The organism is Bacillus sp. FSL M8-0277 (genome assembly GCF_037975305.1).
GTDB lineage: Bacteria > Bacillota > Bacilli > Bacillales > Bacillaceae > Bacillus > Bacillus pumilus.
Map to the genome: position 1 here is coordinate 3,685,750 of NZ_CP150255.1, position 12,491 is coordinate 3,698,240.

The following is a 12,491-nucleotide window of genomic DNA, read 5'->3' on the forward strand; positions in this document are numbered from 1 at the left end:
CTTGTCGATCCAGTCAGTCGATTCATTCCCACTAACCGGTGCCCAATCAGGCATTTGGTATGCGCAGCAGCTTGATCCATCTAATCCTATTTTCAATACAGCTGAGTATATAGATATTAAAGGTCCTATTGATCCCGTACACTTTGAAGCAGCCATTAGAAAAACTGTCTTAGAAGCAGATTCCTTGTATATGCGCTTCGTTGAGGATACTGACGGTCCAAAGCAATGGTTGATATCTAAGAAAGAGATTCCATTTCAATCTATCAATTTACAAAATGAAAAACAGCCGCTTGATGCGGCTATAGCATGGATGAAGACAGACCTTGCAACACCAGTCTCTTTAGAGAAAGATGTATTATTCCGTGAAGTACTTTTTCAACTTGCTGACGACCGTTTTATCTGGTATCAGCGCATTCATCACATTGCCATTGATGGATTCGCCTTTTCGCTCATTGCACGTCGTGTTGCTGAGGTCTATTCAGCCCTATCGAAAGGGACACCTGTGCCTCCTCAAACATTTGGATCCTTACATGACGTAGTCCAAGAGGAGATCACCTATCAACAGTCCAATCGGTATGAAGATGATCGAGTTTTTTGGAAAAATCGCTTTGCTGATCAACCTGAAATTGTCAGCCTTGCTGAGCTTGCCCCAAGAACGTCGGATCATTTTATCCGCAAAACGGCTAGCTTCGATGCCGAAAAGGTAAGCAAAATGAAAAAAAATGCTCAATTTTTCGGTGGTACGTGGCATGAAATGATTCTTGCGGCATCCGCTCTATATATGCATCGTATGATTGGTGCACATGATATTGTTTTAGGATTACCTGTTATGATGCGCCTTGGATCGTGCGCCTTGCAAACACCCGGAATGGTCATGAACCTGGTACCGCTTCGTTTAACATGCAAACCAGAAATGACGCTCTCAGCACTTGTTCGCCAAGTATCTGATGAACTGAAAGCCATTCGTCCTCATCAAAGATATCGTCATGAAGACATGCGGAGAGACTTTAAACTCATCGGAAGAAATCAACGATTATTCGGCCCGCAGATCAATATCATGCCATTTGATTATGATCTCATGTTCGATCAGAGCATTGGTCAAGCACATAATCTTTCAGCAGGACCCGTAGATGATATATCGATCAACATATACGACCGCGCAGATGGGAACGGATTTCAAATCGACTTTGATGCAAACCCTGCCGTTTACAAAGAGCAAACAGTTGACGCTCATCAGCAGCGTTTTCTTCAATTGCTGGAGGAAATAACCGGACTAGAGCAAGATCAGACGATCAGTCAATTCAACCTTCTTTTGTCTGAAGAAAAAGAGAACATTCTCAAGCACTGGAATGATACAAAACGAGAATTACCAAAAGAATCTTTACGGGAACTATTTGAAAAACAAGTCAGCAAAACACCACAAGCAAAAGCATTACAGTTTGAAGAAATCACTTTGACCTACGAAGAGTTGAATCAGCGGGCAAATCAATTGGCTCATTATTTGAAAAAGCGCGGCATTGGACCAGAACAATTTGTCGCAATTGCTCTGCCTCGTTCCATCGATATGGTCGTAAGTCTATTAGCCGTTATCAAGACAGGAGCCGCATATCTGCCACTAGACCCTGATTACCCTAACGATCGTGTCGCCTATATGCTAGAAGATGCCAAACCGGCGTGCTTGCTCACAGTCAAAGAGACAGCAGACGGTTTGGAGCATCCGCACATCGTTCAACTGGATGATTCAATTGTTCATCAGGAGATAGCAGGCAGCCCGCATCTCAATCCGACTTGGAGCGAAGGCTCCCCGCATCACCCGGCTTACATCCTCTACACGTCAGGATCGACAGGCAAACCAAAGGGTGTTGTTGTAACAAAACGAAATGTGATCAACTTTATATTGTCCATGCAAGATTCATTTTTATTAGATCAAGGGGACCAGCTTTTAGCGGTAACGACCATTGCCTTTGATATTTCCGGGCTAGAAATGTTCCTCCCGCTTTTACATGGTGCCGCTATATTATTAGCAAAAAAAGAAACGATACAAGAACCAGCAAAGCTTTCAGACATGATTCGTTCTCATCATGTCACAATCATGCAGGCAACACCAACGTTGTGGCATGCGTTAGCAGATGATTACCCTGACGTGATAACAGGTATGCGTGTTCTTGTTGGAGGAGAAGCACTCCCTGCCTCCCTTTTGCACACATTACAATCTCTTCAATGCGACATTACCAATTTGTACGGACCTACAGAAACGACGATTTGGTCTACCATGGAAAATGTCACAGCACATCGAGAGAATAGTGGACCGGCGATTGGCAAACCCATTTGGAATACGAGCATTTACATTTTAGATGAAGGACTAAACCCAGTCCCAGCAGGATCAATCGGTGAACTTTATATTGCAGGTGAAGGAGTATCCAGAGGATATCTTGGACGATATGACTTAACGGCTGAACGATTTGTCGCTGATCCATTCGGCACAAAAGGCACGAGAATGTATCGCACTGGTGATTTAGCCAGATGGCGTGAGAATGGCTCGATTGATTATATTAGCCGTGCTGATCATCAAATTAAAATTCGCGGCTTCCGTATTGAACTAGGTGAAATTGAAACAGTTATTATGCAGCACCCAGCCATAAAGCATACATCCGTTATCGTTCGGGAGGATCAACCTGGACAACAGCTGCTTTGTGCGTATGTTGTGCTGACAGACGACTCTTCTCTTCACCCTTCAGAGCTTAGGCAGTTTGTGGCTGCGTTACTTCCAGACTACATGGTGCCTTCTGCTGTTGTCTTTTTGCCGGAACTTCCACTTACACCAAACGGCAAAATCGATCGCAAAGCATTGCCAGTGCCAAATATGTCTTTAGTTAGTTCTGAGCGTACACCTAGAACACCCCAAGAAGACATGTTATGTAGTTTATTTGCAGAAACCCTTGGCGTATCTCAAATTGGCATAGATGATAGTTTCTTTGATTTAGGCGGACATTCTTTACTTGCCGCTCGTCTGCTTAGACGTATACGCGATACATTCGGTGCAGACCTAAGCATGAGCACCATTTTTGAATCACCTCGAGTCGCTGAACTTGCACAGCACTTAGACAAAGCAAAGGACATTCGGCCGCCGCTTCAGGTAGAAAAAAAGCCCGATGAAATTCCATTATCCTTTGCCCAAAAACGGCTCTGGTTCCTTCATTGCCTTGAAGGGCCAAGTCCAACTTACAATATTCCACTTGTCATTCAGCTGACAGGTACATTAGATCAAAAAGCTCTCATTGGTGCTTTAGCAGATATCACTGAAAAACATGAAACCCTTAGAACCATCTTTCCAAATAAGAACGGCATGCCAAGACAGGTTATTTTACACCCGAAAAGTGTTCAGCCTGAACTCCACGTCACAGCTTCAAGTGATCAACAAATTGATAATCAGTTAAACGAAGCCATTCGCTATAGCTTTAATATTGAAGAAGAGCCTGCACTTCGAGCTGAATTATTCATACTTGATGCAAATCGATCCGTGCTGCTTCTATTGCTGCATCATATCGCTGGTGACGGCTGGTCACTTGCACCATTGACACGTGACTTAGCTGCTGCTTACGAAGCCCGTATACAAGGAAAATCAATCTCCTTGCCAGCCGAACCTGTTCAATATGCTGACTATGCTATTTGGCAGCAGAAGCTGTTGGGCAGTGAAGAAGAGACGGATAGTCTATTTGCCAAGCAGCTTACCTATTGGACAGGTGCCTTACATGACCTGCCTGAAGAACTGGAGCTTCCCTATGACTACCCGCGTCCACAGGAAGGAAGCTTCAACGGTGCTACGATCGACTTTACGATTGAGCCCGCTTTACACCAGCTGCTCCTTGAACTTGCAAAGCAGCATCAGGTGAGCTTGTTCATGGTGCTTCAAGCATCACTTGCAGCATTACTGACACGTCTTGGAGCGGGAACAGATATCCCTATTGGCAGTCCAATTGCTGGGCGGAATGACGATGCACTTGACGACATTGTGGGATTGTTTGTGAATACACTAGTATTACGTACAAATACAGCTGGTAATCCAACCTTTAGTGAGCTATTGAAGCGAGTGCGAGACGTTGACTTAGCAGCCTATGAGCATCAGGATCTGCCATTTGAACGGCTAGTGGAAATTCTAAATCCAAACCGCTCCAGATCACGCAATCCATTGTTCCAGGTCATGCTTGCCTTCCAAAATACACCGAAGGCGGAAATGAAGCTGACACAACTTGACTCAGACCTCTACGTGAAACCAGTAGGATCAGCTAAATTTGATCTGACCATCGAATTAACAGAACAAAGAACTGAAACTGGGTCAGCAGCAGGATTAACAGGATTGTTTGAATTCAGCACAGATGTATTTAAACAAAGTACCATTCAAGCAATCGCTGCCAGAATGAAGCGCTTTTTAACAGAGATAGCTGAGCGCCCACATCTGCCGATTGGTCATGTGAACATTTTATCAGATAAAGAGCGGCAAACATTTCTACCTGACAAAAAGACATTCGCTCAGTTAGACCAAGCACTTCGTCTCCCGACCTTATTTGAAAAAACGGTGCAGCAATATCCTGATCGAGTGGCAGTAACGGATGGCAAGTGGCAGCTTACCTATGAAGAGTTAAACAACAAAGCCAATCGTCTTGCTCATTTATTAATAGAAAGAGGCGTTGGACCAGAACAGTTCGTTGCACTTGCCCTGCCTAGATCAATCGATATGCTCGTCAGCCTATTAGCCGTTCATAAAGCAGGCGCAGCCTATGTTCCGCTTGATCCTGATTATCCAGCAGACAGGCTGGCATACATGATACAAGATGCCAAACCAGTTTGCAGCATCACAACAAAAGCAGCTGCATTGCATCTCCCTGCTGATTGCGATTTGATTTTGTTAGACGAAAAAGAAACAAATGATCAATTACAGATTACGCCAAATCACAATCCGGCTGATATAGACAGAATTGAGCCGCTATCTCCTCTGCATCCGGCCTATATTATTTATACATCCGGATCTACAGGGAAACCAAAAGGAGTGGTCATCCCACACCAAAATGTCATCCGTCTTCTGACATCTACTGAACATTGGTTCCATTTCGATGAAGAGGATGTTTGGACAATGTTCCATTCGTATGCCTTTGACTTTTCAGTTTGGGAAATATGGGGGCCCCTTTTATATGGCGGTCGGCTTGTCATTGTTCCTCATACCATCTCTCGTTCTCCAGAAGAGATGCTGCAGCTTCTAGTCGATGAAGGTGTGACTGTGCTTAATCAAACACCTTCTGCCTTCTATCAGCTCATGCAGATAGACAAGGAACAACAAACACTTGGTCAAGCATTATCACTCCGCTATGTCATCTTTGGCGGTGAAGCATTAGAGCTTAGCAGATTAGAAGATTGGTACAGCCGTCACTCAGACTGCAAGCCAAAGCTAATTAACATGTACGGCATTACAGAAACCACCGTACACGTTACGTACAATGTACTCAATCGAGACATGATCGCAAAGAAATCCAGCAGCTTAATAGGCAAACCGATTCCTGATTTACACGTGTACGTACTTGATGAATACCTACAGCCTGTTCCACCTGGGACGACAGGTGAAATGTATGTAGCTGGAGCTGGTTTGGCTAGAGGTTATCTAGGCAGGCCTGACCTGACATCAGATCGATTCCCTGCCGATCCTTATGGAGCACCTGGCACAAGGATGTATCGAACTGGCGACCTCGCTCGCTGGACAGAAGAAGGGGCACTTGATTACATTGGCAGAGCAGATCATCAAATTAAAATACGCGGGTTTAGAATTGAACTTGGAGAAATCGAAGCCGTTCTATCACGCCACGACGCAGTTGCACAAGTTGCCGTGATTATGAGAGAGGATCAGCCTGGTGACAAACGCTTAGTCGCATACATCGTCACAACTGAAGAAGACCGTTTCGATACAGAGACCCTTCGCCATTTTGCGTCAGCCAGTCTTCCTGATTACATGGTGCCTGCGGCTTATGTACAGATTGATACGATGCCACTTACAGCAAACGGGAAGCTTGATCAAAAATCACTACCGGCACCTCAATTGCATATACAGCAAACGGATGGCCGCGGCCCAAGAAACCCGAAAGAGGAAGTTCTATGCCACCTCTTTGAAGAGGTGCTTGATTTGCCAAAAATCAGCATTGACGATCGCTTTTTTGATATTGGCGGGCACTCATTACTTGCGGTTCGTTTAATCAGCCGCATTCGTGATGCACTTGGTGTCAAACTAAGCATCGGAACGTTGTTTGAAGCACCAAATGTTGCAAGTTTGGCAGAGAAACTAGAAACAGGAAGCGATGAAAACGCACTAGAAATCCTGCTGCCGCTACGAACAAATGGAGAAAGATATCCTCTCTTCTGTGTTCACCCAGCTGGTGGTCTTAGCTGGTGCTATGCAGGTCTCTTGAATACATTAGAGAAAGACATCCCTATTTATGGATTACAGGCAAGGGGAATCGCAAGAAAAGATGACTACCCGCACACACTAGATGATATGGCTGCGGATTACATCAAGCACATCCAAACGATTCAGCCAAAAGGCCCTTATCATCTTCTTGGCTGGTCACTAGGCGGAAACGTTGTACAGGCAATGGCTACACAGCTCCAGCAGCAAGGTGAAGAAATCGCTCTCGTTGCGATGCTCGATGCCTATCCAAACCATTTCTTACCGATTAAAGAAGCACCCGATGAAGAAGAAGCACTAATCGCTCTTCTTGCACTCGGGGGTTATGATCCAGATACCTTAACAGGTGAACCGCTCACGATGAAAAGTGCTGTCGACATCTTGAAGAAAGACGGCAGTGCACTAGCAAGCTTAAATGAAGATGCCATTAGAAATCTAAAGGAAACCTATGTCAATTCAGTTCGATTGCTCGGAGAATATCAGCCAAAAACTTATCATGGGGACATATTATTCTTTAGATCTACCATTATCCCAGATTGGTTTACACCAATTGATCCCGAAGCATGGGCACCTTATATCAACGGAACCATTGAACAGCACGACATTCATTGCCGGCACAAAGACATGTGCCAGCCTAAACCCCTAGCAGAAATTGGTGTCATCTTAGACAACTCTCTGCATCGGGTCAAACAAAAGCACTAAGAATAAAGGAGAGATGACAAATGACAAATCCCTTTGATCGTGAAGACGGTGTATTTCTTGTGCTTGTCAATGAACAAGGACAGCATTCACTTTGGCCATCATTTGCACCAGTGCCAGATGGGTGGGAAAAGGTCTTTGGTGAAGACACTAGAAATGCCTGCATCGATTATATCCAGACACACTGGCAGGACTTACGGCCATTAAGCTTAACAAAAGAACCTGCGCTAGCACATGGAAAAACAGACTAAATCATCGCGCCCTGATCTGAATCAGGGTGCTTTTTTGACAGAATAAACATCACCATCTTTCCAGCTCTTTCTGCTACAATTTAATTGAGAATGTTTATCAACAAATAAGAGATCAGGTGGTTTTATGGGAAACAATCAATTACGTACAATGGCAAATGCCGAACAATTCATCTATCGATTGACATTTGCTGAAAAAATAAAGAATGCAGAGCTTCCGCATAAGGAGCAGCAATTATCAGATACATTTTGCCTCCTCGTTAGCATAAGCAGCAGCGGCTTACTCACGCTGAACGATCAAAAATGGCGATTGAAAAATCTAACGCTCTATACAATTCTGTCTGATGAGACATTTATGTTAAAAACAAAGCCTTATCAAAAACACGAGCTCTATCTGCTTCGCTTTCAAATGTACACGCCGCAAGGTCAACACATAGAAGAAGTATCAACTGAACATGCCCGGTCTTTACTGAATGTATGGCAATTTATCGATATTAGCTCAATTGAACAAATTCATTCTTTACTGTCCGAAATGACAGAGGAATGGAAAAGACATGAATCCGTTAGCTTTTTTAGAAGCCAAACCCTTTTTCAACAGCTCATCCTGCAGCTTTTCACACTGCATAATGAAGATATTTGTGACACGACACATGCCCTTTTCAAAACAAAACAATATATTGATCAACATTCCGAAGAACCCCTCAGCCTTACAAGTCTATCTCAAATGGCTGGCATCAGCGCCAATCATTACAGTGAGCTATTTAAAAAGCATTTTAATGTGAGTGTCACTGATTATATCACCAAGAAAAGGATGGCTAGAGCCAAACAGCTAATGGCAAAAGGCAACGCAAAGCTCAAAGACATTGCACTGGAAATCGGCTATCAAGATCCCTATTACTTTAGCCGCATCTTTAAGAAAAAAACGGGCATGACCCCTTCTACTTATATGAAAAGCCGTCAGCGGAAAATTGCAGCCTATGGCCATTCCATACTCGGTCAGCTCACACCCATTCATATCATCCCGTATGCTGCCCCTCTTCACCCTAAATGGACAGCACATGATTTTGAGCATCATGCAGAAGAAATCCCGATTCACCTGAGTGCACATCGGATCAATGAGCACGCTGAAGCCAATTTACAGCAATTAAAGGAAACAAAACCTGAGCTGATCATTGCCAATGATCATGTGACAGAGGAAGAAAAACAAGTGTTGAAAACCATCTGTCCTGTTCACTTTGTTCCATTCACCCATTTGGATTGGCGCACTCAATTCAGACAAACAGCTATGTTCCTAAACGAAGCGAAGGATGCAGAAGAATGGTTGATTCATTATGAGGAGCTCGTCATTCAGGCGAAAAAGACATGCCTTTTTGATCATTCACCAAAAACCGTCCTGCCTCTTCGTATCTTTCAAGATCAACTCTACTTGTCTGTAAATCGCACCATGTCAGAAGTGATTTTTCATGATATTGGTCTTCTGCCAGCTTTTCAGAATGATGGACAGCTAATAGAAAAGAAAATCACCATTCACTCCATACAACAGCTAGATCCAGACGCCATCTTCCTCTACTTGCATAAGGAGCCAAAAACCCTTGCTTTTTATCAAAAGTTAAAGCAACAGGAAGATTGGCAAAATCTCAAAGCTGTGACGCAACAAGCAGTCTATCCACTAGCATCTGACCCTTGGCGTGAATACACAGCAGCCAGTCATAAACGAGTCATTCAGGACCTTTTATCTTTTTTTCCGTAAAAAGTCCATCATTTGACAGAGAATTGTCTATGGATAAAAGGACAAAAGCCTAATACAATCTTTAATTGAGAACAATTATCAGTTAAAGGAGAAAACAAATGAAAAAATGGTTAGCATTGCTTATCCTTTGTATCATGACGATCACCACAGCTGCCTGTGGTGCTGCAGAAAATAAACCTGCTTCAAACACAACCAAAAGCAAGTCAGCTGAAATAGCAGAAACAAACATCAATTACTTAGATCAAACGTACAAACTCAAAACGCCAGTGAAACGAATTGTCATTGCTGGAAGCCTAGAATCAATGGAAGATGCCAAATTACTTAATATCGAGCCTATTGGTGCTTCTACAGTAGGCGGCACATTCCCTGAATTATTTAAAGACATCACAGCGAAAACAGAAGGCATCGGTGAAAAAACAGAACCGAATCTAGAAAAAATCTTAAAACTAAAACCAGACGTGATACTCGGATCAACAAAGTTTCCACCTGCAACAATTAAAAAATTGGATAAAGTCCAAACAACGATCCCAGTATCCCATGTCTCTTCTGACTGGGAAAGCAATCTTTTATTGCTCGGTACACTTACTGGAAAAAGTGAAGAAGCGAAAAACATCATTTCTGATTATCAGAAAGACCTCAAACAAGCGAAAGAAACCCTGAAAGACAAAAGCAGCAACAAAACAGCTGTCATTTTACGCATTAGACAAGGCGACCTGTACGTGTACCCTGAAGACGTATACTTCAACTCTACCTTATATGGGGACTTAGGATTTACAGCACCAAGTGATATCAAAAAAGCCAAAGCACAAGCATTGATTTCATTGGAGCGCCTGGGCGAACTCAATCCTGACTATATTTTCGTTCAGTTCTCTAAAGAGGAAAACTCATCGAAACCTAACGCATTAAAGGACTTAGAGGAAAATAAAATTTGGACAAGCCTAAAAGCTGTGAAAAATGGGCACATCAATGAAAATGTCGTTGATCCTATGCTTCAAGGAGGAACTGCACTAAGCAAAACAACCTTCCTTGATAAGGCCGTCAAATGGTTAGAGAAAAACAACTAAAAAAAGAAGACAAAGGGTTAATGTTTAGCCCTTTGTCTTCTTTTCAGCTTATTTGAGAATCTTGAGGAGTGAATACATATGAACGGAACGTTTCTATATGACGAGTTTAACGGGCGTCAGCTTGATATTTACGTTCCACAGGACACCTCTATTAATGTTCCAGCTGTCTTTGTACAAGATGGCTCTTCTTTGTTTAGAACACACCTGCTAGAGATCGAAAGACTGATCGAAGCCAAAACCATCTCTCCAATCATCATTGTCGGCATACACCCCTTCAATCGACTTGACGAGTATACACCATGGAAGGCGTCATCACTGCACTCTGGGTTTCCTGACTTTAAAGGCGAGGCACAGACGTATGTGTCATTTTTAGCGAATGACTTGCTCCCATATATCAAAAGAAAATATCCAGTCAAACAGACCTGTCATGAACATAGTCACATAGGTGCTTCATTAGGTGGGCTATTTGCAATTTATACTTTATTGATGTACCCTGCTCTTTTTAAAAACATCGCATCTATCTCTGGGTCATTTTGGTATCAAGATTTTCTGCCGTTTGCTAAACAACAAAGCATTCAGTATGTGGATCACCTTATTTATTTGTCTGTGGGCAGTGAAGAAGGTAAAGGCAAAACATCTGCTCAACAGCACATGTCTTTATTCAATAAACAACTACATGATCTTTTATTACAGAAAGGGATGCAGGAATGGCAGCTGCACTATCACATCGAACAAGGGGAGGGCCATCATCTGAAACAATTTCAAAAAAATTTCTTATCAGCCCTAAAGTGGTTTTATCAAAGAGAACTCTAATTTTTTATCTGCAAGGCACAAAGCCGATATGATATATTGGAACCTATAGATTGAAAGAGGAGGGATTTGCGTATGAGACCTTTACAAATCTCAGCCGATACAGCACAAAAACTTGCGGCATCACTTAATGTACCCATTGAACAAATCATGCATATGCCGCAGCATATCTTAATCGCTAAACTAGCAGAACTTGAACAGAAGAAAGATCGTTCTTCTTAAAGAAATAAAGGAGTTTACATTCATGGAACAACAACTAGAACAACCAACATCACATCCCCGCAGCAAGGGACAAACCATCCTGCTGATTGCTGGGATTTTACTCATTGCATTTAACCTGCGGCCTGCCATTACGTCCGTCGGCCCTCTCATCGGCGCCATTCGTTCCGATTTGCAGCTTTCAAATGGACTTGCGGGTTTTCTCACCACTTTACCACTGCTCTCATTCGCATTGCTTTCTCCAATTGCACCTAAAATCGGAAAGCGTCTTGGCAATGAACGAACCCTTTGGCTTGGGCTTGCTGTCCTTCTATTTGGGATTGTGATTCGCTCGTTTGGCTCGATCACCTTCTTAATGGTGGGAACCGCGCTTGTCGGTGTCGGGATTGCGATATGTAATGTGCTTTTACCGGGGCTTGTGAAGCATAAATTTCCTGCACATGCTGGTTTGATGACGAGCGTGTATACGACTTCGATGTCCGTCTTTGCGGCACTTGCATCAGGTGTCAGTGTTCCGCTCAGCCATGCAATGCCTGGCGGCTGGAATACTTCATTCCTCGTATGGGCTGGCCTTGCACTTCTCGCGATGATGGGCTGGGCGCCGCAGCTTCTTCATCAGAACACAGCGGCCGTCAAAAGCATTTCGCTCACAGAGCAGCCGATATGGCGTTCGCGTGTCGCATGGCAGGTGACCTTTTTTATGGGCTTGCAGTCATTCCTTTTTTATAGCAGCATCGCCTGGTTTCCTGATATTTTAACATCACATGGAATGAACCTGTCGACAGCCGGCTGGATGCTGTCCATTATGCAGTTTGCTGGGCTGCCATCCACCTTTTTAACGCCTGTTTTCGCGGAAAAATTAAAAACACAAAGACCGCTTGTCTTCGGTCTTGTCCTTGTGTATTTACTTGGCATGATCGGGCTTCTTCTCGGAGGATCGACGCCTATTCTTGTGATCTCTGTTTTATTGATCGGCATTGGACAAGGTGCCAGCATCAGTCTGGCGCTCACTTTTATCGGATTACGGACGACCAATATGGAGCAAGCCGCTGCCCTTTCCGGAATGGCGCAGTCTCTCGGTTATTTATTAGCCGCCGTTGGTCCTTTCATGATCGGTATCCTTTTTGATCTCACACATACATGGACGCCATCCATTATCATCTTTATCATCATCCTATTTTTCATGTTTATATCCGGTATGCGAGCCGGACGAAGCGTCTATATTTCAGATCCATCATAAAAAAAGAACCCGC

Annotated in this window: 7 protein-coding genes; all 7 read left to right on the forward strand. The window is 43.5% G+C overall.

The window, feature by feature from the left end:
- Position 1: 1 nt before the first annotated feature.
- The 7 genes from MKZ05_RS18680 (at position 2) to MKZ05_RS18710 (ending at position 12,478) form a co-directional block, all read left to right on the forward strand.
- Positions 2-7,150, forward strand: a complete 7,149-nt coding sequence (locus MKZ05_RS18680) for an amino acid adenylation domain-containing protein (RefSeq protein ID WP_339160856.1) — start codon at positions 2-4, stop codon at positions 7,148-7,150.
- Between the two features lie 20 nt (positions 7,151-7,170).
- A complete protein-coding gene (locus tag MKZ05_RS18685; protein WP_003215360.1) occupies positions 7,171-7,398 on the forward strand; it encodes an MbtH family protein in 228 nt (75 codons plus the stop codon).
- Between the two features lie 124 nt (positions 7,399-7,522).
- Complete coding sequence (locus tag MKZ05_RS18690; protein WP_339160858.1) at positions 7,523-9,145, forward strand: helix-turn-helix domain-containing protein; 1,623 nt, start codon at positions 7,523-7,525, stop codon at positions 9,143-9,145.
- Between the two features lie 98 nt (positions 9,146-9,243).
- Positions 9,244-10,209, forward strand: coding sequence for an ABC transporter substrate-binding protein (locus MKZ05_RS18695; RefSeq protein ID WP_003215121.1), 966 nt, complete (start codon positions 9,244-9,246; stop codon positions 10,207-10,209).
- A gap of 78 nt (positions 10,210-10,287) precedes the next feature.
- A complete protein-coding gene (locus MKZ05_RS18700; protein ID WP_137054095.1) occupies positions 10,288-11,022 on the forward strand; it encodes an alpha/beta hydrolase-fold protein in 735 nt (244 codons plus the stop codon).
- A gap of 72 nt (positions 11,023-11,094) precedes the next feature.
- Positions 11,095-11,241: a YycC family protein gene (locus MKZ05_RS18705; RefSeq protein WP_003214589.1), complete on the forward strand. Its 147-nt coding sequence runs from the start codon at positions 11,095-11,097 to the stop codon at positions 11,239-11,241.
- Positions 11,242-11,263: 22 nt separating this feature from the next.
- On the forward strand, positions 11,264-12,478 hold the full coding sequence (locus tag MKZ05_RS18710) for an MFS transporter (protein ID WP_339160860.1): 1,215 nt from the start codon (positions 11,264-11,266) through the stop codon (positions 12,476-12,478).
- Positions 12,479-12,491: the final 13 nt, after the last annotated feature.

Bases quoted from the DNA above. Each gene is read 5' to 3' on its own strand.
- MKZ05_RS18700 (WP_137054095.1), top strand. From the start codon at position 10,288: ATGAACGGAACGTTTCTATATGACGAGTTTAACGGGCGTCAGCTTGAT.
- MKZ05_RS18695 (WP_003215121.1), top strand. From the start codon at position 9,244: ATGAAAAAATGGTTAGCATTGCTTATCCTTTGTATCATGACGATCACC.
- MKZ05_RS18710 (WP_339160860.1), top strand. From the start codon at position 11,264: ATGGAACAACAACTAGAACAACCAACATCACATCCCCGCAGCAAGGGA.
- MKZ05_RS18690 (WP_339160858.1), top strand. From the start codon at position 7,523: ATGGGAAACAATCAATTACGTACAATGGCAAATGCCGAACAATTCATC.
- MKZ05_RS18685 (WP_003215360.1), top strand. From the start codon at position 7,171: ATGACAAATCCCTTTGATCGTGAAGACGGTGTATTTCTTGTGCTTGTC.
- MKZ05_RS18705 (WP_003214589.1), top strand. From the start codon at position 11,095: ATGAGACCTTTACAAATCTCAGCCGATACAGCACAAAAACTTGCGGCA.